The sequence below is a fragment of the Microbacterium aurantiacum genome (genome assembly GCF_002872075.1).
Taxonomy (GTDB): Bacteria; Actinomycetota; Actinomycetes; order Actinomycetales; family Microbacteriaceae; genus Microbacterium; species Microbacterium aurantiacum_A.
The window spans coordinates 499,789-526,287 of record NZ_PGGU01000016.1; the positions used below are offsets into that span (position 1 = coordinate 499,789).

26 protein-coding genes are annotated in these 26,499 nt (G+C 68.8%); 12 read left to right on the forward strand and 14 right to left on the reverse strand.

What is annotated here, in order from left to right:
- Nucleotides 1–3 precede the first annotated feature (3 nt).
- Together CUR96_RS13155 and CUR96_RS13160 are read right to left on the reverse strand one after the other, a co-directional pair.
- Nucleotides 4–642, reverse strand: coding sequence for a response regulator (locus tag CUR96_RS13155; protein ID WP_102193741.1), 639 nt, complete (start codon nucleotides 640–642; stop codon nucleotides 4–6).
- On the reverse strand, nucleotides 630–1,862 hold the full coding sequence (locus tag CUR96_RS13160) for a sensor histidine kinase (protein WP_180969029.1): 1,233 nt from the start codon (nucleotides 1,860–1,862) through the stop codon (nucleotides 630–632). The genes CUR96_RS13155 and CUR96_RS13160 overlap by 13 nt, the downstream gene beginning before the upstream one ends.
- Before the next feature lie 108 nt (nucleotides 1,863–1,970).
- Between CUR96_RS13160 and CUR96_RS13165 the strand changes: the two genes are divergently transcribed.
- The 4 genes from CUR96_RS13165 (at nucleotide 1,971) to CUR96_RS13180 (ending at nucleotide 7,507) form a co-directional block, all read left to right on the forward strand.
- Complete coding sequence (locus tag CUR96_RS13165; RefSeq protein ID WP_102193743.1) at nucleotides 1,971–2,741, forward strand: ABC transporter ATP-binding protein; 771 nt, start codon at nucleotides 1,971–1,973, stop codon at nucleotides 2,739–2,741.
- Nucleotides 2,741–5,248: an ABC transporter permease gene (locus tag CUR96_RS13170; RefSeq protein WP_102194009.1), complete on the forward strand. Its 2,508-nt coding sequence runs from the start codon at nucleotides 2,741–2,743 to the stop codon at nucleotides 5,246–5,248. The genes CUR96_RS13165 and CUR96_RS13170 overlap by 1 nt, the downstream gene beginning before the upstream one ends.
- Before the next feature lie 97 nt (nucleotides 5,249–5,345).
- Entirely contained in the window at nucleotides 5,346–6,812 is a 1,467-nt protein-coding gene (locus CUR96_RS13175) for a lipase maturation factor family protein (RefSeq protein ID WP_102193744.1), read from the forward strand.
- Nucleotides 6,813–6,979: 167 nt separating this feature from the next.
- Complete coding sequence (locus tag CUR96_RS13180) at nucleotides 6,980–7,507, forward strand: cytochrome C5 (protein ID WP_102193745.1); 528 nt, start codon at nucleotides 6,980–6,982, stop codon at nucleotides 7,505–7,507.
- Between the two features lie 18 nt (nucleotides 7,508–7,525).
- On the opposite strand, the gene CUR96_RS13185 is transcribed toward CUR96_RS13180, so the two are convergent.
- The gene (locus CUR96_RS13185) at nucleotides 7,526–8,233 is read right to left on the reverse strand and encodes a spermidine synthase (RefSeq protein WP_180969030.1); all 708 of its coding nucleotides are present in this window, start codon (nucleotides 8,231–8,233) and stop codon (nucleotides 7,526–7,528) included.
- Between the two features lie 55 nt (nucleotides 8,234–8,288).
- On the reverse strand, nucleotides 8,289–9,290 hold the full coding sequence (locus CUR96_RS13190; RefSeq protein ID WP_102194011.1) for a magnesium and cobalt transport protein CorA: 1,002 nt from the start codon (nucleotides 9,288–9,290) through the stop codon (nucleotides 8,289–8,291).
- A gap of 294 nt (nucleotides 9,291–9,584) precedes the next feature.
- Between CUR96_RS13190 and CUR96_RS13195 the strand changes: the two genes are divergently transcribed.
- A complete protein-coding gene (locus tag CUR96_RS13195) occupies nucleotides 9,585–10,076 on the forward strand; it encodes a hotdog fold domain-containing protein (protein WP_102193746.1) in 492 nt (163 codons plus the stop codon).
- A 7-nt stretch (nucleotides 10,077–10,083) separates the two neighbouring features.
- Here the strand turns inward: CUR96_RS13195 and CUR96_RS13200 are convergent, their stop codons facing one another.
- The 4 genes from CUR96_RS13200 to manD are packed head-to-tail and all read right to left on the reverse strand — an operon-like array spanning nucleotide 10,084 to nucleotide 13,454.
- A complete protein-coding gene (locus CUR96_RS13200; RefSeq protein WP_102193747.1) occupies nucleotides 10,084–10,839 on the reverse strand; it encodes a hypothetical protein in 756 nt (251 codons plus the stop codon).
- 12 nt (nucleotides 10,840–10,851) lie between these two features.
- Nucleotides 10,852–11,661 carry a tryptophan-rich sensory protein gene (locus CUR96_RS13205; RefSeq protein WP_219721987.1) on the reverse strand — a complete coding sequence of 270 codons (810 nt, stop codon included), beginning with the start codon at nucleotides 11,659–11,661 and terminating at the stop codon, nucleotides 10,852–10,854.
- Nucleotides 11,662–11,710: 49 nt separating this feature from the next.
- Entirely contained in the window at nucleotides 11,711–12,226 is a 516-nt protein-coding gene (locus tag CUR96_RS13210; RefSeq protein WP_219721988.1) for a gluconokinase, read from the reverse strand.
- Nucleotides 12,216–13,454, reverse strand: coding sequence for a D-mannonate dehydratase ManD (gene manD, locus CUR96_RS13215; RefSeq protein WP_102193749.1), 1,239 nt, complete (start codon nucleotides 13,452–13,454; stop codon nucleotides 12,216–12,218). Before manD ends, CUR96_RS13210 begins: the two co-directional genes overlap by 11 nt.
- Nucleotides 13,455–13,553: 99 nt before the next feature.
- On the opposite strand from manD, the gene CUR96_RS13220 reads away from it, so the two are divergent.
- Nucleotides 13,554–14,267 carry a GntR family transcriptional regulator gene (locus CUR96_RS13220; RefSeq protein WP_102193750.1) on the forward strand — a complete coding sequence of 238 codons (714 nt, stop codon included), beginning with the start codon at nucleotides 13,554–13,556 and terminating at the stop codon, nucleotides 14,265–14,267.
- Between the two features lie 46 nt (nucleotides 14,268–14,313).
- Complete coding sequence (locus tag CUR96_RS13225; protein WP_102193751.1) at nucleotides 14,314–14,856, forward strand: hypothetical protein; 543 nt, start codon at nucleotides 14,314–14,316, stop codon at nucleotides 14,854–14,856.
- Between the two features lie 36 nt (nucleotides 14,857–14,892).
- Here the strand turns inward: CUR96_RS13225 and CUR96_RS13230 are convergent, their stop codons facing one another.
- Entirely contained in the window at nucleotides 14,893–15,240 is a 348-nt protein-coding gene (locus CUR96_RS13230; RefSeq protein WP_102193752.1) for a TraR/DksA family transcriptional regulator, read from the reverse strand.
- 34 nt (nucleotides 15,241–15,274) lie between these two features.
- Between CUR96_RS13230 and CUR96_RS13235 the strand changes: the two genes are divergently transcribed.
- Nucleotides 15,275–15,613, forward strand: coding sequence for a YciI family protein (locus CUR96_RS13235; protein ID WP_102193753.1), 339 nt, complete (start codon nucleotides 15,275–15,277; stop codon nucleotides 15,611–15,613).
- Between the two features lie 7 nt (nucleotides 15,614–15,620).
- On the opposite strand, the gene CUR96_RS13240 is transcribed toward CUR96_RS13235, so the two are convergent.
- The gene (locus CUR96_RS13240) at nucleotides 15,621–16,145 is read right to left on the reverse strand and encodes a VOC family protein (protein WP_102193754.1); all 525 of its coding nucleotides are present in this window, start codon (nucleotides 16,143–16,145) and stop codon (nucleotides 15,621–15,623) included.
- A gap of 92 nt (nucleotides 16,146–16,237) precedes the next feature.
- On the opposite strand from CUR96_RS13240, the gene CUR96_RS13245 reads away from it, so the two are divergent.
- On the forward strand, nucleotides 16,238–17,194 hold the full coding sequence (locus tag CUR96_RS13245) for a helix-turn-helix transcriptional regulator (protein ID WP_102193755.1): 957 nt from the start codon (nucleotides 16,238–16,240) through the stop codon (nucleotides 17,192–17,194).
- 53 nt (nucleotides 17,195–17,247) lie between these two features.
- On the opposite strand, the gene CUR96_RS13250 is transcribed toward CUR96_RS13245, so the two are convergent.
- Both CUR96_RS13250 and CUR96_RS13255 read right to left on the reverse strand, forming a co-directional pair.
- Nucleotides 17,248–19,476, reverse strand: a complete 2,229-nt coding sequence (locus tag CUR96_RS13250; RefSeq protein WP_102193756.1) for an esterase-like activity of phytase family protein — start codon at nucleotides 19,474–19,476, stop codon at nucleotides 17,248–17,250.
- A 105-nt stretch (nucleotides 19,477–19,581) separates the two neighbouring features.
- The gene (locus CUR96_RS13255; RefSeq protein WP_102193757.1) at nucleotides 19,582–20,019 is read right to left on the reverse strand and encodes a VOC family protein; all 438 of its coding nucleotides are present in this window, start codon (nucleotides 20,017–20,019) and stop codon (nucleotides 19,582–19,584) included.
- Nucleotides 20,020–20,157: 138 nt separating this feature from the next.
- On the opposite strand from CUR96_RS13255, the gene CUR96_RS13260 reads away from it, so the two are divergent.
- On the forward strand, nucleotides 20,158–21,399 hold the full coding sequence (locus CUR96_RS13260) for an ROK family transcriptional regulator (protein ID WP_245861253.1): 1,242 nt from the start codon (nucleotides 20,158–20,160) through the stop codon (nucleotides 21,397–21,399).
- Between the two features lie 31 nt (nucleotides 21,400–21,430).
- Here the strand turns inward: CUR96_RS13260 and CUR96_RS13265 are convergent, their stop codons facing one another.
- On the reverse strand, nucleotides 21,431–22,435 hold the full coding sequence (locus CUR96_RS13265) for an ABC transporter permease (RefSeq protein ID WP_245861314.1): 1,005 nt from the start codon (nucleotides 22,433–22,435) through the stop codon (nucleotides 21,431–21,433).
- 56 nt (nucleotides 22,436–22,491) lie between these two features.
- Nucleotides 22,492–24,009: a sugar ABC transporter ATP-binding protein gene (locus CUR96_RS13270; RefSeq protein ID WP_180969031.1), complete on the reverse strand. Its 1,518-nt coding sequence runs from the start codon at nucleotides 24,007–24,009 to the stop codon at nucleotides 22,492–22,494.
- Nucleotides 24,010–24,200: 191 nt separating this feature from the next.
- Here CUR96_RS13270 and CUR96_RS13275 point away from each other — a divergent pair, with 191 nt between their 5' ends.
- Nucleotides 24,201–25,241 (forward strand): substrate-binding domain-containing protein, encoded by a 1,041-nt coding sequence (locus tag CUR96_RS13275; protein WP_180969051.1) that lies wholly within the window; start codon nucleotides 24,201–24,203, stop codon nucleotides 25,239–25,241.
- Between the two features lie 91 nt (nucleotides 25,242–25,332).
- The gene (locus CUR96_RS13280) at nucleotides 25,333–26,490 is read left to right on the forward strand and encodes a Gfo/Idh/MocA family protein (RefSeq protein WP_102193760.1); all 1,158 of its coding nucleotides are present in this window, start codon (nucleotides 25,333–25,335) and stop codon (nucleotides 26,488–26,490) included.
- The last annotated feature ends 9 nt before the right edge of the window (nucleotides 26,491–26,499 follow it).

A 26,499-nucleotide genomic window follows, 5' to 3' on the forward strand; every position in this document is an offset into this window, starting at 1 on the left:
CCCTCAGCTCCGCAGATACGCGAGCACGGCCAGCACACGGCGATGGCCGCTGTCGCTGGAGGCGAGACCGAGCTTGGCGAAGATGTTGCCGATGTGCTTGCTCACGGCCGTCTCGGTGACGAAGAGACGTCCGGCGATCGTGGTGTTGTCGAGCCCCTCGGCCATCAGAGCGAGCACCTCGCGCTCGCGCGGCGTGAGGGACTGCACCGGGTCGTCGGCGCGGCGCCGGCTCATCAGCTGCGAGATGACCTCGGGGTCCATCACGGTCCCGCCCGCTGACACCCGGCGCAGCGCGTCGACGAAGGAAGCCACCTTGCCGACCCGTTCCTTCAGCAGGTAGCCCAGGCCATCGGCGCCTTCGGCGAGCAGCTCGCCGGCATACCGGTCCTCCACGTAGGCCGACAGCACCAGCACCGGGAACCCCGGTCGCCTGCGCCGGGCCTCGGCTGCGGCCTTGAGGCCCTCACTGGTGAACGTCGGCGGCATCCGCACGTCGAGCACCGCCGCATCCGCCTCATCGAGATGCGCGAGGAAGTCGTCCCCGTTGTCCACCGTGGCGATGACCTCGAAACCCTCGCTGCGCAGGAGCAGTGCGAGCCCCTCGCGCAGCAGAGTGTCGTCTTCGGCGATCACGATCCGCATGGCAGCTCCGTCTTCAAGGTCGTCGGTCCGCCAGCGGGACTCGTGAGATCCATCGTGCCCTCGAATGCCGCGATCCGACGACGGATGCCGGCGAAGCCGCCACCGGGCCGTTCCACGGCTCCGCCCACACCGTCGTCTTCGACGATGATCTGCAGCCGATCCCGGTCGAGCGCCACTCGCACGACGACGTGCGCCGCGGAACTGTACTTGTTCACGTTCGTGAGCGCCTCGGCGACGATGAAGTAGCTCGCCGATTCGACGGCGGCGGGTACCCGGCGGACGTCGTCGAGTTCGAGGGTGCACGGCACGACGCTGCGCCCGGCGAGGGACCCGAGCGCGCCCTCGAGCCCCAGCTCGTCGAGGATGGGCGGGTAGATGTCGTGCACCGTACGACGCAGCCCTGCCAGTGCATCGGAGGCGGCATCCTGCGCCCGCAGGATCGGCCCGAGAGCCTCACCTGTTCCCGTCTCGAGCGCCCGTTCGGCGATGCCGAGCATCATGACGACACTGACGAGCCGGTTCTGCGCTCCGTCATGGAGGTCGCGCTCGATGCGACGCAACTCGGCCGCATGGGCGTCGAGGGCCGCGGCGCGACTGAGGGTCAGCGCATCCACGCGTTCGGCGAGCACCGTGTTCGGGGGCGCGTTGAGCAGTCTGGCCGAGATCCAGCTGAGCAGCCGCGCGACCGCCGGGATCAGCCACCACGAGATGACGGCGTAGGCGAGGGCGACGAGCGGCATGGTCGCTGCCAGTTCCCACGACGTCACCGGATACGGCGAGGTGGCCGGATCGTCGGCGGGGGCGAGCGGCCAGTAGAACATGACCACCAGCGAGTTGACGATGCCGAACGGGATCAGCACCGTCACGAGCGACAGGAACAGCACCGGAAGCGCGTGCACGCTCAGCCAGAGCGCGTCACGGCCGGCTTCGCGCGAGAACGCGAACCGCAGCCGGGCATCGATGGTCGAGCCGGGCGGAAGCACAGCCGCGGAGCCGCGGATCGTCTCTGCCCGGCGCCGGCCGATACGGCGGCGCGCGATGTCGCTCCACCACCGCAGCGCCTTCACCGCCTCCGGCGTCAGGAGCACACCGCCCGTGATCAGCATGAGCGGCACCAGGACGAGGCCGAGGCAGAAGAGGATGACGGAGACGACGGATGCGGCGGCTTCGACGGCGATGAAGCGCCAGTCGCGCAGCCAGCGCCGCAATCGTCCAGTCATCATGCAAGTCTGCCGCAGCGTCTGCCGGCGCACGGTATAGCCAGCACCACCATTCATCCGGTGCCCTGCTGGATGGGCCGTCGACGGCACGCTCCCTAACGTCGAAGCATGACTTCACTTCTTCCCGGCGCCGCCCCTGCGATGCCGCAATCCACCGAGGCGCTGCGTCTCGAATCCGTCGTCAAGAAGTACGGCTCCGGCCCGAACGCCGTCACCGCACTCCGTGGCGTCAGCCTCACCCTCGGGCGCGGCACCTTCACGGCGATCATGGGGCCGTCCGGTTCCGGCAAGAGCACCCTGCTGCACTGCGCCGCGGGGCTCGACACCCCGAGCACGGGCACGGTGCGCCTCGGCGGCACCGAGATCTCCGGCATGCGGAAGAAGGCACTGACGACGTTCCGCCGCGACCACGTGGGCTTCGTCTTCCAGGCCTACAACCTCCTCCCCGCGTTGACGGTCGAGGAGAACATCACGCTGCCACTGCTGCTCGCCGGCCGAACCGTGGAGCGGCGATGGCTGGACTTCCTCCTCGACTCCGTCGGCCTCGCCGACCGCCGCCTCCGTCGTCCGTCGGAACTGTCCGGCGGTCAGCAGCAGCGGGTGGCGATCGCGCGCGCCCTCGTCACCAGGCCCCACGTCGTCTTCGGAGACGAGCCGACGGGCGCCCTCGATTCCCGTTCGGGGAAGCAGGTGCTGGATCTGCTCGCGCACACGGCGCGCGAACTGGATCAGACGGTCGTCGTGGTCACGCACGACCCCGTCGTCGCCTCGCATGCCGATCGGGTGATCTTCCTCGCCGACGGTGCGTTCGCCGGACACCTCGACGGGGCGACCGTCTCGCAGATCACCGACCGCATGAGCGCTCTGGGGGAATGGTGATGGCCGGCGCACCGTTCGGCTTCGGCCGCCTGGTACGCGCAGACCTGCGGCACAGCCCGGGGAGCTTCATCGGCGTCGCCGTGTCGATCCTCGTCGCGACGGCGCTCATCACCGGTCTCGGGGTGCTCGTCGAATCCGGGATGCGCGGGGGCCTCGCACCGGAGAGATACACGAACGCCGACGTGATCGTCGGCGGCAGTCAATCGGTCGCCGTGGTCGAGGATCTTCCGGTGCCGCTTCTCGAGCGAGCGCCGCTGCCGGCGGATGCGGCATCGTACCTGTCTGCGCTGCCCGGCGTCGACGCCGTGGTCGCCGACGTCACGGTCGGGTTGGTCGCGGATGACGGACCGGTGCAGGCTCACCCCTGGTCGTCATCGGCGCTGACCGGGTACGAGATCGGCGAGGGGAGGGCGCCGACAGCACGTGACGAGGTCGTGGTGACGGGGCCGGACACCGGTGCGCTCGGCGATGTGCTGACGCTCTCGCACGGCGGAGACCCGGCGGAGTACCGGGTCGTCGGCGTCGCGGATGCGCCGGCCGAGATCATCCGTATCGGGCACGTGTTCCTCAGTGAAGCGCGGATCGCGCAGCTCGATCCCCACGGCGGCGCAGCCCAGGCCCTGGGAGTCTTCGCCGCCGAAGGCACCTCGCCCCAGACGCTCGCGCAGACGATCTCCGAGCGGTTCCCCGAACTCGCCGCGCGCACGGGCGATGGTCGTGGTGACGTCGAGTTCCTCGACTCCGGCGCCGCCCGGTCGTCGCTCGTGGCCATCGGCTCGGCGTTCGCCGGCACCTGCCTGCTGGTGGCGATGTTCATCGTCTCGGGCACGCTCTCGCTCTCGGTGCAGTCGCGCCGTCGCGATTTCGCGCTGCTCCGTGCCGTCGGGGCGAGTTCGGCGCAGGTGCATCGGCTCGTCGCCCGTGAGGTGCTCACCGTCTCGGCGCTCGCCGCAGCGATCGGCATCGTGCCGGGCTACTTCTTCGCCACGACGCTGCAGAGCGCCTTCGTGCAGGCCGGCGTCATCCCCGGCGACTTCGCGCTCGCGGTCAGCCCGATCCCCGCGGCGGTCGCGGTGCTGCTCGTTCTCGGCGCGGCGTGGGGTGCGGCGCGCATCGCCGCCAGTCGTCCGGCGCGCATCGATCCGATCGAGGCGTTGCGCGAGGCCGCCACCGGGCCGGCGACGATCAGCCTCGGCCGCACGATCACGGGCATCGTGTTCGCCGCCGCCGGGTTGTCGATCTCGACGGTTCCCCTGGTCATCCGCGGCCAGAGCGCCGCGGGCGCAGCGGCGGGTGCGTCGATCATCCTGATCATCGCGCTGGCGCTGCTCGGACCCGTGCTGGTGACCCACACGGTGCGCGGTATCGGAGTGGTCCTGCGGCGCACGTCGGCCGGCGGCTTCCTCGCATCGGCGAACGGCACCGTGAATGCACGGCGGTTCGCGTCGGCCATCACGCCCATCGCGCTCGGCATCTCGCTGGGACTCGTGCAGCTCGGAGCCCCGGCGATGATCGCCGGCGAGGCGAACGCGCAGACCCAAGCCGGCGTGATCGCCGAGCTGCGGCTGGGTGCGCCGGGCGGGCTGTCGGAGGCCGGCATCGAGGCGATCGCCGCGCAGTCCGGTGTCGTCGCGGTGAACCCGGTCACCGTGAGCCAGGCGGTTCTGGATCATCCCGAGTTCGGCGACGACCAGATCACCAGCTCGGACTTCGTGCTGCAGGGGATCGACCCCCGGACCGCACCGGCCACCATGGATCTCCGGGTGCAGGAGGGCTCGCTCGACGAGCTCGCCGGTGCCGGCGAGGTCGCTCTCAGCACCGATGCGCGACAGACGCTCGGGCTCGACGTCGGAGACACGCTCGTGGGGCACTTCGGCGACGGGGCGCCCCTCGAGGCGGAGGTCGTCGCGATCTACGAACGCGGTCTGGGGTTCGGGGATGTGACGATGGCGGGCGACGCGGTTCGCCCGCACACCACCGGCGGGCTGAGCGGGTTCGCCCTGGTCGACGTCGACGGCGACGTCGAGGCGGTGCGGACCGCGTTGACGGATGCAGGTTTCGCCGTGACCGGCGGAAGCGGCGCCGAAGCGGCCGGCGCCCAGGTGCGCTCGCAGCAGGGATGGGTGAACGCCGTGGCACTGATCGTGATCCTCGGGTACATCGCGATCGCCGTGGTGAACACGCTGATGATGGCGACCGGGGAGCGCTCGCGGGAGTTCGCGCTCCTGCAGCTCATCGGAGCATCCCGTCGTCAGGTGCGAGGCATGATGCGAACCGAGGCGCTGATCCTCGCGGTCCTCGCGCTGGTGTTCGGTGTCGCGATCGCCGTGCCGCCGCTGGTCGGCATGAGCATGGGCATCACCGGGCAGCCCATCCCGGCGCTGCCGCTGCTGCCCTCGGTGATCGTGATCGGCTCGATGTGTGCGCTGGCTCTCGTGTCGCTGGCCGTGGCGACCCGCTCGGCGATGCGCATGCGCCCGGTGGAGGAGATCGGTTCGCGGCAGTAGCGCTCCCGGAACCATCGGAGGGCGTCGTGGCTCCGGCCGCGGCGCCCTCCGCGCAACCCCCTCGCGCCTTCCGCGCCCCGACGCGTAGCCTGGCGCCGTGGACGGGTTCGCCGCTGTCGATTTCGGGTTCGCGCGCGAGGTGCTCCAGCGGGGCATCGCCGCGCTGTACCTCGTCGCGTTCGTTTCCACGCTGAACCAGTTCCGCCCGCTCCTGGGTGAACGCGGCTTGCTGCCGGCTCCGGCGCTGCTGGAGTGGGTCGCGTCGCGCGAGACGCGGAAACGGATGCTGCACCCGACGCTGTTCCGCCGCATCGGCTACACAGACCGCCGGCTCGCGATTCTGTGCTGGGCGGGAATCGTCATCTCGGCATCCCTCGTCATCGGTCTCCCTCAGCTCGGCCCGCCCTGGGCGCCGATGCTCGCCTTCCTGGCCCTGTACCTCGGATACATGTCGGTCGTGAGCATCGGGCAGACGTTCTACTCGTTCGGCTGGGAGATGCTGCTGCTCGAGGCCGGATTCCTCGCCGCGTTCCTCGGCTCGAACGATCAGCCGCCGCCGACGGTCGTGATCGTGCTGTTCTGGTGGCTGCTGTTCCGGCTCGAGTTCGGCGCCGGGATGATCAAGATCCGCGGCGGTCGGGAATGGCGCGACCTCACCGCGCTGATGTTTCACCACGAGACGCAGCCGATGCCCGGTCCGCTCAGCCGGCAGGCGCACCTGCTGCCGCGGTGGCTGCACCGGATCGAGGTCGTGGGCAACCACTTCGCACAGCTGATCGTGCCCTTCTTCCTGTTCGCGCCGATCCTGTCGCTCTGGGTGGAGGGTCCGGTCCCGCAGATCATCGGGGCCTGTGCCGCCGCGGTGGTGATCGTGACGCAGGCCTGGCTCGTGCTCACCGGCAACTTCGCCTGGCTGAACTGGGCGACGATCGTGATCGGGTTCTCGGCGGTCGGGATCCCCGGCATCGGGGCGGCGCCTGCCGCGGCGAGCCCGTGGCCGGGCCTCCCGCTCTACTGGTTCGCGATCACGTGCGCCGTCGGCATCCTGTACCTCGCCGTGAGCTGGCCCTCGCTGCGCAACCTCGCCGCGCGGCGGCAGCTGATGAACGCGAGTTTCAACCGGTGGCAGCTCGCGAACGCGTACGGGGCCTTCGGCACGGTGACGAAGCAGCGGATCGAGATCGTCGTGGAAGGCACCGACCATGACGATCCGGATGCCGCGGACTGGCGCGAGTACGAGTTCAAGGGCAAGCCCGGTGATGTGCGCCGCATCCCGCGGCAGTTCGCCCCGTACCATCTGCGTCTGGACTGGCTGATGTGGTTCCTGCCGCTCGGCCACTCGCTCGACGACTGGTTCACGGTGTTCCTCATCCGGCTGCTCGAGGCGGATGCTCCGACGCTCGCGCTGCTCCGGCATGATCCGTTCGACGGCACGCCGCCGCGCTGGGTGCGGGCGGTGTCGTACCGCTACCGCTTCGCCACCCGCGCGGAGCGGCGCGCCGAGGGCGTCCGCTGGGTGCGCACCGGACGGCGGGTCGTCATGGGGCCGGTCGGACTTCGCTGAGCACCGCGTGCCCGGTGTGCTCTCCGCGCGCTCGGAAGGAGATCGCACGCACCGAAGGAGCGGATGCTGTCTTCGGTCCTTCTCGGCGTGTGATCTCCTTCGCAGCGTGTGCGGCCGCAGTCCTGAAGATTCAGGTGAGGAAAAGGCGGGTGCGAGAGAATGTCGGTATGGAACGCTCTGCGCTGGACGCCCTCCTCGCCCGCATCTCCGACAGTGGTCTGCTCGATGACCCGGTCGTGGAGAACGGCGTCGTCCAGGGACGAGCGATTCTGGATGCTGCGGGCGCGGCCGTCACAGTCAACGTCGATCCCGAATCGGAAGACGACGCCGACCCCGATCTCGACGCGCTGATCGACGGCGTGACGCGCATCCTCTCCGTCAACGAGAGCAGCTGGAGGGCCGTGATCGATGCGGTCGCCGAGGACCTCGAGGAGGCAGTGGCCGACGAGGAGATCATCGAGCAGACCGACCTCCGTGCCGAACTCGAAGTCACCTCGATCGTCGTGTTCGCCGACGCCGTGCTGCTCGGGTTCGACGCGCCGAAGCAGTTCCCGGATTCGCGCATCGTCGTGCAGCTCGACGACGAACTGGAGATCGCGAACATCGAGGTCACCGATCGGGACGGCGCCGAGACGGTCGACTTCGACTCGCTCGACGACCTTCTCGATCACATCAGCGACGCCGACGAGCGCTGAGCTCAGCTGCTTCCCGCGTCAGCGTCGGCTGCGCGCCACGTACACCGAATTGGACGACATCCCGCCGGTGACCGGATTGTCGAAGTCGACGACGTGAGCGACGGCGTCGTCGAAGACGGCGTTCAGCTCGACCATGAAAGCGTCGTCGGGCGGGTCATCCGACCACAGGGCGAACACGCCGCCCGCGGCGAGGTGCCGGTCGAGACGGCGCAGCCCGGCCGCGTCGTACAGGTCGGCATGCGTGGGGTCGAGCTGGTGGCGTGGCGAGTGATCGACGTCGAGCAGGATGGCCGAGTACCCGCCGTGTCCTTCCGCGGGTTCCGCGCGTATCACGGCGAAGAAGTCGTCCTCGACCAGGGTCGTGCGCGGGTCGCTGACGAGCTCGGTCGACGCCGGCAGCAGCGTCCGCTCGTGCCAGCCGATGACAGCACCGAGTCTGTCGATCACCGTGAGCGAGCGCACCCGGTCATCGCGCAGCGCGGCGACCGCCGTGTATCCGAGACCGAGGCCGCCGACCAGCACCGACAGATCCGTGCCTGTGACCGCGGCGAGGCCCAGGTTCGCGAGTTCCTCTTCGGCGACCGTGAACAGGCTCGACATCAGGTACTCGTCGCCGAGCTTGACCTCGTAGATCTCCTGGCCCACCGCCGGCTCCGTGCGCCGCCGCAGCATGAGGTCCCCGATTGGGGTCTGCTGCCAGTCAAGTTCCTCGAACCGAGTGATCACTGCGGCATCCCTCCGTCGATGATCACCCTACCGCGGCACCACCGACGTCCCGGGGTCAGAGCCACCGCTTGTACTTGAACACCCCGTACAGCGCGACCGCGAACGCCGCCATCCCGCCGATCGCGAGGGGGTAGCCGTACGTCCAGTGGGTCTCGGGCATCACGTCGAAGTTCATGCCGTACACGGTGCCGACGAGCGTCGGCGCGAAGATGATCGCCGCCCACGAGGAGATCTTCTTGATCTCGTCGTTCTGGGCGAGACCCGCTTCCGAGTGACGGCGGGCGACGAGGGCGGACTGCACGGTGAGCGCGTTCTCGAGGATCGCCCGGTACGAGTCCACCCGCTCGTTGACCCGGATGACGTGATCGAGCACGTCACGCAGCGACCGCTGCAGCTCCTCGTCGATGCGGTACTTGTCCGATCCTCGGCGCAGCCATTCCAGCATCCCGGCGAGCGGGTGCACCGCACGCTGGAAGTTGATGACCTCGCGGGAGAGCTCATAGATGCGGCGGGAGAGCGCGTCGTCGTCGCTGTCGCCGAACAGCTGGTCCTCGATCTCGTCGATGTCGTTCTCGAGTCCGGCGACGATCGGCTCGTACTCGTCGACGACCTCGTCGAGGATCGCGTAGAGCACGGCCTCGGGTCCCATCGCGAGCAGCTCGGGGTTCGCCTCCATGCGCCGGCGCACCGCGGCGAGGTTCGGCGACTCGGCGTGCCGGATCGTCACCACGAAGTCGGGGCCGATGAACAGGTGCAGCTCGCCGAACTCGATCGACTCCTGCTCGTCGCGATAGCGGGCCGGGCGCAGCACCGCGAAGAGGGTGTCGCCGTAGCGCTCCACCTTCGAGCGCTGGTGGCCGGAGAGCGCGTCCTCCACGGCGAGCGGATGCAGATCGAATTCGCGCGCCACCGAGGCGACCTCCTGCGGGCTCGGCCGGTAGAGGCCGATCCACGCGATGCCGCCGAGCGCGCCGAGCGTGCGCGACGTGTCGTCGAGGTTGATGAGGGTCTCCACGCGACGTCCGTGGACGTATACGCCGTTGTCGATGAGCGCCATGATGCGCTTCCGTTCTCGCAGGCGCACGCAGCTTCCGACTGGGTGCGCAGATTCGTCAGGGGTGCGGGGATGACGCCGCCGACGGCTGCGGAGAAGGACGTGCGAATGCGGAGCTGATGCTCAACGCGCAAGCGCAGGGAGTCGCGACGCAGCGAGGGCGGCGCCGTAACTATCGTCGGACATCGCCATCACCGCCTTTCGGACTCTCGGGGGCCTTTGGCCCGACTCGACAGCTTACTCCGGTGAACCGGCGGCGAGGTGTCAGGATGCCGGGAGCCCGCGACAAGGAGAACCATGACCACCTCGCCCATCAAGAAGGCCTACCGGGCTCTGCATGATCGTCCGCTCGGGCAGTGGATCTTCAGCGCGATCGTGAGCCTGAAGGCTCCGTACTTCCGCACCATCCGACCGACGATCGTCTCGCTCGAGCCGGGCCGGGGCGAGGCGCGCATGCGCGACCGGTGGGGAGTGCACAACCACATCGGCACGGTGCACGCCATCGCCTGCTGCAACCTGGCCGAGCTGGTTGCCGGCACCACCATCGACTTCTCATTGCCGGAGTCGCATCGCTGGATCCCCAAGGGCATGAACGTCGGCTACCTCAAGAAGGCGAAGGGCACACTCACCGCGGTCGGGACGATCGAGGGCTTGGACACCTTGGCCGCCGACGAGGCGCGCGATGTCATCGTCTCGGTCGATGTCACCGACCCCGCCGGGCTCGTCGTCGTGCACGCCGACATCACCATGTGGGTGACGCCGCGCCGGACCGCGGCGAGCGCGACCTGAGGGGAAGCTAGGAGTCTTCGGGCGCGGGCTTCCTGACGGGCGCGGAGATCTCGCGCGCGACCTGCTTCTCGAGGACGGTCACCGCCGCGTCGGAGAGCAGGATCAGGCCGTCGAGCTCCTCGCGGACGCGCTTGTACGCGACGTTGCGCTCGGCCTGGGTCGCCGACTCGTCGATGGCGACCTTGAGCAGCTGCTGCGCGCGATCGAGGCGCTTGCGCTCCGGCTCCGTGAAAGTCGAGTCGCGCAGGCGCCGGGCATCCTTCTCGGCGATCTCGAACGCCACGGCGTAGTTGCCGACGGCATCCAGGTACTCGGAGACCTGCCGATCCGACACCTGGGCATCCGCAGACGCCGGGCGCAGAGCATCCGCCGTCTTCTTCGCCCTCAGGAACGCGGCCGTCAGCGGCTGGCGGCCGTCGCTCATCGCGGGGAAGGCGATGAGCTTCGCCACGTCGAGTTCGTAGTCGAGCCAGCGCGCCGTGATCTCGTCATGCTCGGTGAAGAGCCGGCCGAGCAGTTCGCTCGGGACGACGGATGCCGTGGTGTCGACGATCTGCGGGCCGCCGTGCCTGCCGCCGCGGGTGAGGGAGCGGGCCTCGATCTCGGCCGTCTTCAGCTCAGCCTTCATGCGCAGCGTCTCGAGCCGGCGCTCGTGTCGGCGCTTCGCGCTCTGCTCCCACGCCTTCGCGGCGCCACCGGCCATGCCCAGCAGTGGGAACGCCAGCCACCAGTAGTGCCCGAGAAAGGTGAAGAACGGTTCCATGATGGCCTCAGCCTACTTCGCGCGCCGGTCGTCAGCCCTGCGGATTCGGCGGAAGAATGACCAGACGCTGACGCCGAGAACCGCGACCGCGAGGATGATCGCCGTCCAGGCGACGGCGGGTTCCACGGGGGTTCCTGTCCAGCGCTCGACGGCGATCCAGGCGAGCCCCCAGTAGGTCGCGACGGCGGGTGCCCAGCGCCCGCCGCTCCACGCGGTGGCGAGCGCCAGCAGGCCGACACCGCAGAGAGCGACGATGGCCGGCCACGCCGGGGCCTCCGCCCACCCGTCGACGCCGATCGACGTGAGCCAGGCGGCGAGGTTCGCCACCGTGGCGACAGTGACCCAGCCGAGGTACAGGCCGATCACGCCGTCGACGAGCACGATCTCGGCGATCGTCCCGCGGCGGTCCCGCCGGCGCAGGCGCGCGAAGGTCGCGAGCAGCACCACGAGCAGCACGACGATGATCACCATCGACTCCGCGATGCGCGACGCCTGCACGCACCCGATCCACACCGCGTTGAGCAGGGAGGATGCCGCGACACCGTAGCCGACCGATCGATGGGTCGCCTTGGCCGCCTGCGAGGGGAACGACTGCCAGACCGCGTATCCGAACAGGCCGATGTAGATGACCGACCAGATGCCGAACGCGGCACCCGCGGGCGCGAGTACCGTCGCATCCGACGCGAACGCGCCGCCCGCGGCATCCTTGATCGGGGTGCCTCCGAGCACACCGGAACCCACGAACGCCAGCACCACGGCCGCCAGTACTGTGACCGCGACGATCACCTGGCGGATGCGGTCGGACCTCATCGTCTCGCTCATGCCGTCAGCATACGCAGCAGGACGGACTCGACCGGGGAGCCGGCACGCCCTACACAGCCGTGGCCAGCAGTGCTTCGATCCGGTCGACGAGGTGCTCGGGGGCGGCATCCACGGAGATCGTGATGCCGGCCTCCTGCGCCGTGAGCGGCTCGAGAGTGGCGAGCTGCGACTGCAGCAGCGCGGGAGGCATGAAGTGCCCCTCGCGCGCCGCGGTCTGCTCGGCCAGACGTTCGGGGAGGGCGTCGAGGTGCACGAACAGGGTCTGCGGGGCGAGCCGCCGCAGGCGCTGCCGGTAGATGCGCTTCAGCGCGGAACAGGCCACGACCGGGCCGTCACCGGAGGACAGAGCTCGACCGACGCGGTCGAGCCAGGGCCAGCGGTCGCTGTCGTCGAGCGGAATGCCGGCGCTCATCTTCGCGATGTTCCCCGCGCCGTGCAGGTCGTCGGCATCGATGAACTCGACTCCGCGACGACGGGCGAGCTCTCTTCCCACCGTGGTCTTGCCCGCGCCGGAGACGCCCATCACGACGATGGGCCGCCGCCGTGCGGTCTCGTCACCAGTCATGGACCGTGCCGTCGATCAGGCGGTTGTACGGGAGGTACGCCTGCTCGTACGGGTATCTGCCTGCCTCGTCGACGTCGAGCTCGACGCCGAGGCCGGGCTTGTCGCCGGGATGCAGCAGGCCGTTCTGCCAGGTGAACGACTGCTGGAACACCGCGTTCGTGCGGCTGCCGTGCTGCATGTACTCCTGGATGCCGAAGTTGTGGATCGCGAGGCCGAGGTGCATCGCCGCGGCCATGCCGACGGGTGAGATGTCGGTCGGGCCGTGCATGCCCGACTTGATCTGGTACATCGCGGCGTAGTCGAGGGTCTTCTTCAGGGCGGTGATGCCGCCCATGTGGGTGACGGCACCGCGCACGTAGTCGATGAGCTGGTCGCGGATGATGTCCTTGAAGTCCCAGACCGTGTTGAAGATCTCGCCGATCGCGAGCGGAGTCGTGGTGTGCTGGCGGACGAGCCGCAGCGCCTCCTGGTTCTCGGCGGGTGTGCAGTCCTCGAGCCAGAACAGGTCGTAGGGCTCGAGAGCCTTGCCGAGCTTCGCGGCCTGGATCGGCGTCATCCGGTGATGCCCGTCGTGCAGCAGCGGGATGTCTGGGCCGAACTCGTTGCGTACGGCCTCGAAGACGCCGGGGAGGTGAGTGAGATACGCGCGGGTGTCCCAGTCCTCTTCCACCGGCTTCGCGCCGCGTCGGGCCGGCTCGTGGTCGTAGCGCACTGTCGCGTCACCGAGATCGGCTCCTTGAGCGGCGATGCCGTAGATGGCCTTGAGAGTGGGCACACCGGTCTGCACCCGGATCGCGCGGTACCCCTGCTCCTGGTGCGCGCGGATCGAGTCGAACAGCTCGGGAAGCTCTTTGCCCGACGCGTGCCCGTAGGCCAAGAGCCCAGTGCGCGAGGCTCCGCCGAGCAGCTGGTAGACGGGCATGCCGGCCTTCTTGCCCTTGATGTCCCACAGTGCCATGTCGACGGCGGCGATGGCGGCCATCGTCACCGGGCCGCGGCGCCAGTAGCAGCCGCGGTAGAGGAATTGCCACATGTCTTCGATGCGATCCTCATCGGCGCCGATCAGCAGCGGCACGACGTGCTCGGTCAGGTAGGCGACGACGGCGAGCTCGCGGCCGTTCAGCGTCGCATCGCCGAGACCGGTGACGCCGTCCGCGGTCGTGATCTTGAGGGTGACGAAGTTGCGGTCCGGGCTCGTGACGACCACTTCGGCCTTGTCGATGGGCATCTTTGCTCCTGCGCGTGACGCGGCCCGAGGGTCGCTGACTGGTATGGCAAGTGCCATATTGCCACTGCCATACCAGTTGCGTCAAGCTATCGTGACCGTATGCCCGAGCCCGTGTCCCGCCCCACCGCGCGCTCGCTCGCCTACGGCCGGATCCGTGACGACATCGTCCGCGGAGTGTTCGCCCCCGGGACGCTTCTGTCCGAGAACGAGCTCGCGGCATCCCTCGGCCTCAGTCGGCAGCCGGTGCGCGAGGCACTGCTGCTCATCGCGCAGGAGGGACTCGTCGAGGTGCGGCCGCAGAGCGGCACCTACGTCACCCGCATCGATCCCGACCGGGTGCGTGAGGCGCAGTTCATCCGCGAGGCCATCGAGCTCGCCTCGCTCGCGGCGTGCGCAGCGCCGACCGAGGAAGAGGAGCGGATGCTGCGCGACATCATCGCGCGCCAACGCTCCGCATCCGACCGCGATGCGCTCTACCCGCTGGACGAGGAGTTCCATCGCGCCCTGCTGGGGCTGGCCGGGCACGCCAACGCCTGGGCCGCGGTCAGCGCCGCCAAAGGCCACCTCGATCGCGCGCGCTACGTGGGCATGAGCGCCACCCGTGCCGTGCAGGACTACGTCGACGACCATGAGCGGGTGCTCGATGCGCTCGCCGCAGGCGACGCGGATGCCGCGGCCGAGGCTCTGCGCGAGCACCTGCGCTTCGTCTTCGCCGACCTCGACGCCGTGCGGATGCAGCATCCGGAGCTGTTCGACGGCGCCGATGCACCTCGCACCAGGACACCGCGCACGGGTCGCACCGCCCGGCGGTGACCGACGGCGGGGCCGTGTGCCTCCGAACCCTTGGTACCGTCGGTAGATGATCACCGGTGTCGTGCTGAAGTTCGTCCTCTTCGCGGCGGCGCTGATCCTGGTGGTGCTCCTGGTGCGGCGCGCGTTCAAGAAGCCGAACCGTGCGAAGGCCCAGCCCGACCGCATCCGGATGCCGAAGCTCGTGCTGATCATCGCCTGGAGTCTGCTGGGCCTCGGCCTCCTCATGTCGCTGCTGGCGTTCGGCAGCGGCAACATGCGCGACCCGGTTCCGTTCCGCATCGCCTCGGTGGTGATGGTGGCCGGCGGGCTGCTCGTCCTGCTGGTGTACAACAACTGGTACCTCGCTCCGGGCCGCGACGAGATCGCGTTCGGCACCGTCTTCGGCGGCGCCAAGGTGATCCGCTACAGCGACATCGCCACCTATCGGACGGTCGACCGCGGCGGCCGGCGGATGCTGTTCCTGTCGTCGTCGTCGGGGACGAAGCTCAGCGTCAACCTCGCGGCCCACGACGTGTCGCCGCTGCTCGCGTACATCGAGTTCCACCGGCGCAACGGGCGCTGGCCCGCCGGCGGGGAGTTGCGCGCCTGAGCGCCGGTCTACCGTCGGGGCGCTGAAGCGTCGGCGTCAGCGCTGCTTCTCGGCGCACGGGACGCACAGTTCGGCGAACGGCCGCACCTCCAGGCGTGCCGCCGGGATCGGCTGACCGCATCGGGTGCAGACGCCGTAGCGGCCGTCGTCCAGGCGCACCAGTGCGCCCTCGACCTGCGCGAGTTCGGACCGCGCTGCCTCGGCGAGACCCTGCAGACGCGACCACTCCGCCGACAGCGGCACGCCTTCGGGGTCGTGCTCGTCGTCGTCGCTCAGGCTGCTGCGGTCGTGCTGGAGCGCTTCCAGTGCGTCATCGATCGTGGTCACCCTGGCCGCGGCATCCGCTCGCAGCTCCTGCAACCGCGCACGCGCATCCTGGGGCATTCCCTCACCCTAGGTGCCGTCGTAGCATCGTGCCATGACCAAGTACCTCATCTCCTTTCCGAGCGAAGCGATGGTGCTCACCGCCGAGGAGTTCCCGATCGTCGTCGCCGAGTCGCACGCCGTCATCGAGGAGGCGAAGGCCGCAGGTGTCTACGTGTTCGGTGGCGGGATCGACGAGCAGGTCGATCCCGTGCTCGTCTCCGCCGACGGATCGGTGAGCACGATGATCTACCGGGGCTCCGAACTCAACGGCGGGTTCACCGTGCTCGAACTGCCGACCCGCGAGGATGCGATCGAGTGGGCACGGAAGATCGCCGCCGCCTGCCGCTGCCCGCAGGAGCTCCGCGCGTTCGGGTACGACCCGGCCAGCTGACTACGACTCAGCGCACCGGGGCGCTGCTTCGACCTGTGGGTCGTCCGCTGAGCTCGGCATCCAGCGTCTCCTGCGCGATACGCATGCCCTCTGCGTAGGCAGGCTCCTGCAGGCGCGACCACATCACGTCCTCCGGAACGTCCTCGACCTGGCTGACCACCCACCAGATGTTGCCGAACGGGTCCTTGATGCGACCGCCACGCTGGCCGAACGCGCTGTCCGAGAGGTCGGTCACGACCCGTCCCCCGGCTGTAAGGGCCTTGGCGAATGCGGCGTCCGCATCCGCGACCCACACCCGCAGCAGGCTCGGCAGCGCCGGCCACTCCGGCCGACGATCGAAGGCGAGCACGACGGTGTCGCCGACGCGGATCTCCCCGTGGCCGATCGAGCCGTCTTCGGTGGCCACACGTGCGAGTTCCTCTCCGTCGAACACGGCCACGACGAAGTCGAGGAACGCGCCGGTGTCGTCGGTGACGACCCACGGGGCGATGCTCGTGTAGCCGGTGGGGGTGGAGTTGTGCAGTTCGGACATGTCCGGTTCCTTTCGGGAAGGTGTGCTGATGTCGGCAACGCTACGCAAGGAGTAGGACCGTTCCCGTCCTAGATCTGAAGGACAATGGAGGCATGGCCGGACCCACGTCACGACTGCTGTCGCTGTTGTCGTTGTTGCAGACCTCTCGAACCTGGTCGGGCAGCGAACTCGCCGACCGCCTGGAGATCACGCACCGCACCGTCCGCCGAGACATCGATCGGTTGCGCGAGATGGGGTATCCGATCGAGGCCGATCTCGGAGCGCACGGCGGGTATCGTCTGGTCGCGGGCAGCTCGATGCCGCCCCTGCTTCTCGAGGACGACGAAGCGGTGGCAGTCGCTCTGGGCCTGCGCACGATCGCGGTCCATGGGCTGCCCGAACTCGAGGACGCCGGCGTCCGGGCGCTCACCAAACTCAGCCAGTCGCTGCCCGCTCGGCTGCGGTACCGAGTGCACACCCTCGCGGCGGCGGCGATGTCCTGGGGGCCGCGGTCGGGAACCGCCGTCGATCCGGACGTCCTCACCGTGCTCGCTGCCGCCACGGCCAATCGCGAGAGAGTGCGCTTGTCGTACGAGGATCGCGGCGGCCGGTTCAGTGCCAGGCACGTCGAACCCCAGCGACTGGTGAACGCAGGCCAGCACTGGTACTTCATCGCCTTCGACATCGAGCGCGACGACTGGCGCCACTTCCGCGTCGACCGGATCACGCAGCCGCGGGGCACCGGTGTGCGGTCACGCGAGATTCTGCGCGAGGAGGACATGCTGCGGCATCTCGAGCATGCCGAGCTCGCGATGGCTCCTACCTATCGCGCGGACATCACCCTGCACCTCCCGATGGACGAGGCGCGGTCGCGGCTGCGCGATCACCTCGGCGACGGTGAGCTCATCGCAGAAGGGGAGGGCACGAGGTGGCGAAGCGGAATCGACACGGTCGAATGGCTGGCGATGCGGCTGCTTCTTCTCGACTGCCACTTCGTCGTCCACGCGCCGCAAGAACTGCGGGACCACCTTGATCGGATCCACGAACGCACTCGCAACCCGGAGGCGTGACGCACGGATGCCTCGACGCTGCTGCGTCGAGGCATCCGTTCCTGCGTCCGGCGTCAGCCGACGGTCGCCGCGATGTCGGGCTGGTCGCTGAAGATGCCGTCCATGCCCGCATCGAGGAAGACCTGGATCTCCCCGGCGAGGTCACCCGCGGCGAACGGGTCGCTCGATGAGCGGAACTCGGCGGGCAGGAACTGATTCTCCAGGCGGAACGTCCAGCCGTGCACGGAGAGCCCGGCCGCGTGCGCATCCGCGATCACGGGTGACGGCGCGGCGAGGGTTCCCGCCGGTGTGCGCGGGATCAGCACCGACTTCTCGACACCGACGCCGTCGGCATAGTCGGCGATCTCGGCGAGGCCGGTCGGCGTCACCAGGTCGGCGTATGTGCGCGGGTCACCCGCGACCGTGAAGTCGTAGGGGCGTCCGGACGAGCTGATCAGCTGGGCCAGGTGCACGTCGGTGAGGCCGCTCAGCTCCTGCAGGTTCGACACCTCGAAGCTCTGCACGATCACGGGTGCATCGACGTGATCGACGCCGTTCGCCTGCAGGGCGGCGACGAGGGGCTCCTCGAGCGAGAGGCCGATCGAGTCGAAGTAGGACGGATGCTTCGTCTCGGGGTAGACGCCGATCTGGCGACCATCGCAGCTGACCGAGTGGCGCGCCAGGTCGATGACCTCGTCAAGGGTCGGAATCAGGTACAGCCCGTCGAAGGCGGTGTTTCCCGGGCGCACCTGGGGCAGGCGCTCCTTGGCGCGCAGGGTGCGCAGCTCTGCGAAGGTGAAGTCCTCGGTGAACCAGCCGGTGATGCTCGCCCCGTCGATGGTCTTCGTCGTCTTGCGGTCGGCGAACTCGGGCCGGGACGAGACATCGGTGGTGCCGCTGATCTCGTTCTCGTGGCGGGCGACGAGCACGCCGTCCTTCGTCGAGACCACGTCGGGCTCGATGTAATCGGCGCACTGCACGATCGCCTGCTCGTAGGCGGCGAGCGTGTGCTCCGGGCGGTAGCCGCTCGCTCCGCGGTGGCCGATGACCGAGACGAGCTCGGGCTCGATCTTCGTGCGCTGGAGGTCGATCACGGCGAACTCGGTGTCGTCGGGTGTGCCGGGCACGCGGGCGTCGTTGCCGGGGTAGTTGTTGTCGTTGGCGATGAGCAGGCGGCCGTCGCGCAGCTGCACGATCGTCTCGAGCGACTGCACCGGCATCGAGAAGACCTCGCCGCTGCCGTATCCGTTTCCGGCGCTGAGGTCATCGGGGTTGGCGATGCGGAGAGCGTCGAGCACCAGCGTCTTCTCCAGGTACCCGTCGGCGTCGGTCTTCTTCAGGTTGATCTCGTAGATGCGCTTCGTCACCGCCTGATCGCCTTCGAAGTCGTCGCGCTCGACGACGAGCAGCACGTCGTTCTTGACCGTGAAGGCGTCGCCGATGACGTTCGCCTCCTGGTCGGTCTGGTAGCTCCAGGTGCGGCCGGTGTAGGCGCCGCTCTTCGTGTCGAACTCGAGGATCTCGCGGCGACGCAGGTCGGTCTCGGCTGCGTAGGAGCCCTCGACGATCGGGTAGAGGTAGCGGCCGTTCTTCGAGCCCGCCAGCGCCTCGAAGCCACGGCTCGCCCGCAGGGTCGGGGTCTCGCCGGGCTGCAGGTACGGGTTCTGCGGCGACTTCACGCCGTCGAGCGAGAAGGGCATGTCGAGCAGCGTGCCCTCGGCGTCGAAGTGCAGCAGGAACGGCCCGAACTCCTCGCCGACCCAGAAGCTGCCGTCCTTTGCGCGGACGACCGACTCGATGTCGAAGTCCGCGCCGGTGAGCAGGCGCTCGGCCGTGCCGTCGTTGACGATCGGGAAGTCGAGCAGCCCGTTGCGGTCGTTGTACGAGATGAAGCGCTCGACGGCGATCTCGCCGGCGCCGCCCCCGGCGGTCTGCCAATCGGGGCGCACGAGGTAGTTGCGCAGCAGGAAGTCGGCCGAGTTGCCCTTCGCGCCGAAGCCGTTGTCGGGCTGCGCCCAGAAGGTGCCGTCGCCGTTGTCGATCACCGCGGAGAAGCCGGGAATGACCTGGCCGTCCCACGGGCCCTGACGGCCGTTGCCGGGTGATGCCAGCGCTCCGGATGCCGGGCCGTCGGCCAGGAAGTCGGCCGACAGCTCGGCCCAGGCGACGAGCGTCGGCTCGAACGCGTGCATCTTCGACGTCGGGGTGGTCTGATTCGATGCCTGCGCCGGCGCGGCGAAGAGCAGGGTGGCTGCGGTGGCGGCGACGGTCGCGGCGGCGAGGGCGCGGGAGACTCTTCTCATGCCGCGAGTCAATCGGCGCCGCCCGCCGCGTCAGTGACGCCGGCGTGACCGGTGGATGGCGGCGAGGTGAACGGATGCCGGACGGCGCGGTCCGATGCCGGGTGGTCAGCTCTTGGTGAGGTCCTGCGCGAGCATCACGAGGATGCCGCTGGGTCCGCGCAGGTAGGTGAGCTTGTAGACGTCCTGATAGTTCGCCACCCCGCGGAGCGGGTGGTATCCGTGCCGTGCCGCGATGGCGAGGGAATCGTCGATGTCGTCGACGGAGAAGGCGACGCGGTGCATCCCGATCTCGTTCGGCAGCGTCGGCTCGGTCTCGATCGCCTCGGGGTGGATGTACTCGAAGAGCTCGATCTGACCTTGCCCGTCGGGTGTCTGGAGCACGGCGATCTTGGCGTGGTTGCCGTCGAGGCCGACGGCGGTGTCGGCCCATTCGCCGCTGACCTCGTCGCGTCCGAGCACGGTGAGGCCGAGGTCGGAGAAGAACGAGATCGTCTCCTCGAGATCGCGGACGGCGATGCCGATGTTCTCAAGCTTGATCGTCATGGGGGGATGCTACTCGCTGCCCACGACGAGAGGTCGGCCCGCGCCCGAGGTTACGCGCGCGGGAGCCGGCGGTGGACCCCCGGCTCTCCCGGCGGCGCGCCGTAGAATCGGATCAGTATCCGCTGCACGATGAGAGGGGTGAGCACTCTGGCCGAGACCAGGCATCCCATCGATTCGAATGCCGGTCACTCGCCCAGGGTCGGCAACCTCGACGATCTGCGCCGCAGCAACCTGTCCACGGTGCTGAGCCTCGTGCACGCGAACCGTGCTCTCTCCCGTTCGGAGATCACGAAGGCGACCGGCCTCAACCGCTCGACCGTCGCGACCATCGTGGTCGAGCTCGAAGAGCTGGGGCTCGTCTCGGCCACACAGCCGCGCGAGCACAAGCGGATCGGGCGGCCCAGTTCCGTCATCGCACCCACGGATCGGGTGGTGGCGATCGTCGTCAACCCGGAACTGGATGCGACGACGATCGGCGTCGTCGCCCTGGGGGGCCGGGTGCTGCGGTCCGTCCGTTTTCAAACGGACCGTGTGCCCTCCGCGACCGAGGTCGTCAACGCGGTGACGGCGGTCCTCTCCGGCATGCGTCCTCAGCTCGACGCGGATCATTCCGTCGTGGGCATCTCCCTCGCCATCCCCGGACTCGTCCGGGTGCATGACGGACTCGTGAAGCTGGCTCCGCACCTGGAATGGGTGGACGAGCCGATCGTGGAGACGCTTGCCGCCCGCACCGGCCTCCCGGTGTTCGCCGGCAACGACGCGAACGCCGGTGTCGTCGCGGAGGCGCTGTTCGGCGCGGGCCGCGATCAGGACAACGTCGTGTATCTGAACGGCGGGGCGAGCGGAATCGGCGCCGGCATCATCGCCGGCCGTCGCTCCCTGATCGGAGCGCACGGATACGGCGGTGAGCTCGGCCACACCGTCGTCAACTCGTCGGGCGTGATGTGTCATTGCGGTGCCACGGGCTGTCTCGAGACCGAGGTCACCCGTTCTGCACTGCTGCACGTGCTCGAGCTGAGTGAGGACGACGTCGACACCCTCGAAGCGCGGCTCGGGGAGGCGTATGCCGATAGCCGGGACGTCCGGACGGTCGTCGACCGGCAGCTGCGCTATCTGGGTGTGGCTCTCCGGAACATCGTCAACACGTTCAATCCGGAACTGGTGATCCTCGGCGGCTTCCTCGCGACTCTGCACAGGGTGGGCGGCCTGTACCTGGAGGACACGGTGCGTTCGTCTGCGCTGTCCGGCCCCTCGGACGACGTGACGATCGTCGCATCCGCTCTGGGCCGCGACAACCTTCTCATCGGCGCGGCAGAGCTGGCGTTCGCGGCTGTCCTGCGCGATCCGTCGTCGGCCGCACCTCGCGCCGTCGCGGGATGAGCCGCCTCGGCGCGCTCAGATTCCCTGGCCGCTAACTTCGGGCGTCGCGACGCGCGAACCGCTGCTGCAGCAGCACGGCGGCGACGATGATGATGCCCTTCGCGATGTTCTGCACAGACGAGGAGAGGTTGTTCTGGACGAACACGTTCGACAGCGTCGCGAAGATCAGCACGCCGAAGACCGTGCCGGTGATCGTTCCGCGACCGCCGGCGAGCAGTGTGCCACCCACGACGACGGCGGCGATCGCGTCGAGTTCCGCGAGGGTGCCGTGCGTCGACGTTCCGGCAGTCGTGCGGCCGAGGATCATCACCGCCGCGATGCCGGCAGTGAGGCCGGCGATCGCGTACAGCCACATGGTGTGGCGCTTGACGTTGATACCGGCGAGGCGCGCGGCCTCGCGGTTGCCGCCGAGCGCGACCGTGCGACGGCCGAAGGTCGTGCGGTTGAGCAGCACCCAGCCCGCGCCCGCCACGAACGCGAAGATCCAGATGAGCATGTCGACGCCGAGGAAGTCGCCGCTGAGGAACTTGACGAACCCGCGGTCGTCGATGGTGAGGGTGCGGCGGCCGGCCAGGATCTCGGCCAGGCCGCGCGCGGCGACGAGCATCGCGAGCGTCGCCATGAACGCGACCACCTTGCCGTAGGCGATGACGACGCCGTTGATGAGCCCGGCACCGATGCCCACCGCCAGCGCGATGACGACCATCATGACCCAGTGCGTCCGGTCGGCGAAGTTCTGCATGACGCTGAGGGTCGCGACGACCGAGGCGAGACCCATCACCGATCCGACCGACAGGTCGATGCCACCGCCGATGATCACGAACGTCATGCCGATGCTGAGCACCCCGATGATCGAAGCCTGCCGCAGGATGACGAGGACGTTGTTCACCGAGGTGAACGAGTCTCCCGAAGTCGCGGCGCCGATGATCACGATCAGGGCGAGAGCGAGCACGAGACCGAGATTTCTGCCGACGGGCCCGCTCAGCGCGCGCCTCCAGGCGGGAACGGTGCTCCCGGTCTGGATATCGGTCGTCATGGTGCCCGGCGCCGGCATCCGTTCCGCGGCCGGGATGCCCTGGTTGTTCTGGTCGCTCACGCTGCGGTTCCTTTCATGATGAGATCGAGCACTCCGTGCTCATCGATCTCTGCTGCCGGCACGGTGCTGAGGACATTCCCGTCGGAGACGACGAGCACCGTGTCGGCCAGCCCCAGTACTTCTTCGATCTCGCTGGAGACGATGACGATGGCGTTGCCGGCAGCGGCGAGGCGCCGGATCAGCGCGTAGATCTCGGTCCTCGCGCCGACGTCGACGCCGCGAGTCGGCTCGTCGAGCAGCAGCACCCGGGTGCCGTGCACCAGCCATCGCGCCAGGAGGATCTTCTGCTGGTTGCCGCCCGACAGCGTGATCGCCGGCCGGTCGGGGTCTGCGGGGCGAAGCTCGAGCGCATCGATCTGCTCGCGGGCGGCCTTGCGCTCCGACTTCTCGTCGAGGAACCCGGCCTTGGCGAATCGGGGGATCGACGAGAGCGTCACGTTCACGAAGATCGGCTCTTCGGGGACCAGGCCCTGGCTCTTGCGCTCTTCGGGAGAGAGGCCGATGCCGGCTCTGACCGCCGCGACGACCGAGCCGCGACGCAGCGGCTTCGAGCCCACGCGCACCGAACCGAACCCGGCCTTGCGTGCACCGTAGATCGTCTCCAGGATCTCGGTGCGGCCCGACCCGACCAGGCCGGCCAAGCCGACGACCTCGCCGGCTCGCACCGAGAAGCTCACGTCGGAGAACACACCGGGAAGACCGAGATGATCGACCTCGAGGATCACCGGCGCGTCATCCGGGATGGCGACGGCGGGCGGGAAGACGTTCGCGACCTCTCGACCGGTCATCAGCCGGATGAGCTCGCTGGTGGGGGTGTCGGCGACAGGGAGACCGTTGGCCGTCGAGCGTCCGTCCTTGATGACGGTGATCCGGTCGCCGATCTGCCGGATCTCTTCCAGACGATGCGTGATGTACACGACCGCGATCCCCGCCGCCGTCAGCTCGCGGATCACGGTGAAGAGGCTCTTGACCTCTTCGTTGTCGAGCACCGCGGAGGGCTCGTCCATGATGATCAGCTTGATGTCGCGCGAGAGCGCTCTGGCCATGCTCACGATCTGCTTGTTGGCGGCGCTGAGCAGGCCGACCTCGGTGTTCGGCGAGATCGAGCCATGACCGAGGCGCTTCATCAGTTCGCGGGCCTGCCGGTTGGTCTGAGCGCGCCGGGTGAAGACCCCCCGTGTCAGTTCGTGCCCCAGGAAGATGTTCTCGGAGACCGTCAGGCCGTCGACGACATCCAGCTCCTGGTACATCGTGGCGATGCCGATCTCGAGGGCCGACTCCGGCGTCGGCAGCTCGACCTGCTCGCCGCGCCAGACGATCTCTCCCTCGTCGGGCGCGTGCACACCGGCGAGCACCTTGATGAGCGTGGACTTCCCCGCGCCGTTCTGGCCGAGGATGCAGTGGACCTCGCCGGCCCTGACGTCGAGATCCACGCCCTTCAGAGCCCGAACGCCGGCGAACGCCTTGGTCAATCCTCGAACGGTGAGGAGCGCCTCATGGTCGACTTTGATCATTCACGCAACATAACAGAGCCGCTCCGGACGCCGCTACGGGAATGGCGAAATTCCGCCGCCATTCCTCGCTTTCGGGCGCGGCGATGAGGGTAGACAACCCCATCGGCCGCTGTTATGTTTTGGCTCAAGCCAATTGGTCAATCGGTGACCAGGCCTATTGCATCCATCTCGAAGGAGAGAATCACATGGCAATGACACGCAGCACCACCGGTCGCATCGCGTTGGGGCTCGGCGCAGTTTTCATGGCGGCCACTCTGCTCACCGCCTGTTCGGAGGGCGCAGACGACGGCGACGTCGTCGACCAGGGCACATCCACCGAGGAGAACGCAGCCGAAGGCGACACGGTCGTCATCGGCTGGTCCGGACCCGCGGCGGACCACGGATGGCTCGGCGCCATCAACTCCGGCGCCATCGCCGCAGCCGACAGCTTCGGCGACGTCGACCTCCGCGTCGCCGAAGGCACGAACGACGTCACCGCGCAGATCGCGGCCATCGAGACGTTCATCAACGACGAGGTCGACGCGATCGTGCTGCTCCCCAGCGACGGCGCCGCGCTGACCGAGGTCGCGATCAAGGCGATGCAGGCCGGCATTCCGGTCATCAACGTCGACCGCGAGTTCTCCAGCCCCTTCGCCGCACGAGCGACGGTCCTCGGCGACAACTACGGCATGGGCGTCAGCGCCGGCACCTACATCTGCGAGCAGCTGGGCGACACCCCGGACGCCGTGGTCGCCGAGATCGCCGGCATCGACTCGCTCCCGCTCACGCAGGACCGTTCCGACGGCTTCAAGGACGCGCTCGATGACTGCGGCCTGGAGGTCAGCAACCGCGTGGCGGCTGACTTCACCGTGCAGGGTGGTGAGGCCGCGACCTCTCAGCTGCTGTCGGCGGCGCCGAAGATCGACGCGATCTGGAACCACGACGACGACCAGGGCATCGGCGTGCTGGCCGCGATCGACGCTGCGGGTCGCGACGAGTTCTTCATGGTCGGCGGCGCGGGTTCGCAGAACGCGATGGAGGCCATCGAGGCCGATGACTCGGTCCTGAAGGCGACGATCGTCTACCCGTCGACCCAGGCTGCGGACGGGATCGCTCTCGCCCGGCTCATCGCACAGGGCAAGACGGTCGGCGACCTGGTCACCCCCAGCGTCCCGAACCGGATCGTGCTGGATGCTCCGGTCATCACCAAGGAGAATGTCGGGGACTTCATCGACCTCGCCTTCGAGTCCTGAGAACGCTCTTCGGGGCGTTCGGCCGCAGCCGGACGCCCCGAACGACACGCAACGAGGAGAACGACACGTGTCACGTCAACTACGCGTAGCCATGATCGGCTACGGATTCATGGGAGCGACGCATTCGCAGGGCTGGCGAGTGGCTCCCCGCTTCTTCGACCTTCCGGCCGAGCCGGTCATGCAGGTCGTCGTCGGACGCAACGAAGACGCCGTCAGTGCCGCGGCCCGCAAATGGGGCTGGGCGGAGCATGCGACCGACTGGCGTGATGTCATCGCGCGCGATGACATCGACGTCGTCGACGTCGTGACCAGCGGTGACAGCCACGCCGAGATCGCGATCGCCGCCCTCGAAGCCGGCAAGCACGTGCTGTGCGAGAAACCGCTCGCGAACACGGTCGCGGAGGCCGAGGCGATGGTGGCCGCAGCCGCGCGTGCCGGCGCCGCGGGCACGCAGTCTATGGTCGGGTTCACCTATCGGCGCGTTCCGGCCGTGGCCTACGCCCGCAGCCTGATCGCCGACGGCCGCATCGGAACGGTGCGCCAGATCCGCGCGTCGTATCGCCAGGATTGGCTGATGGATGCGGAGGCGCCGCTCACCTGGCGCCTGCAGAAGGAGCGGGCGGGCTCCGGCTCGCTGGGCGACATCGGCGTCCACGCCGTGGACCTCGCCGAGCACCTGACCGGACTGCAGCTCACCGCCGTCGCCGGAGTGCTCGAGACGATCGTCACCGAGCGTCCGCTGATGGGGGAGAGTATCGGGCTGTCGGGAACGGCATCCGCCGAACGCGGTGAGGTGACCGTCGACGACCTGGCCATCTTCACCGGCCGCTTCGCCGACCCCGCCGGCGGTGCCGGCGCGCTGGGATCGTTCGAGGCGACCCGGTTCGCGACGGGCCGGAAGAACGCCCTGCGCATCGAGATCTCGGGTTCCACAGGAGCGCTCGCGTTCGACCTCGAGCGGATGAACCAGCTCGAGTTCCACGACGCGACCGTTCCGCCTCTCGAGCAGGGGTTCCGCACGATCCTGGTCACCGAGCACGATCACCCCTACCTCGCTCCCTGGTGGCCGCCCGGCCACATGCTCGGCTACGAGCACGCGTTCTCCAACCAGGTTCACGATTTCGTGAACGCGGTGGTGACCGGCGAGGCGGCGACGCCGTCGTTCGCCGAGGGTCTGCATCTTCAGAAGGTGCTCGAGGCCGTACAGCAGAGCTCCGCCGCCGACGCGGCATGGCGGCCGGTCGACTGACCGGCCCGC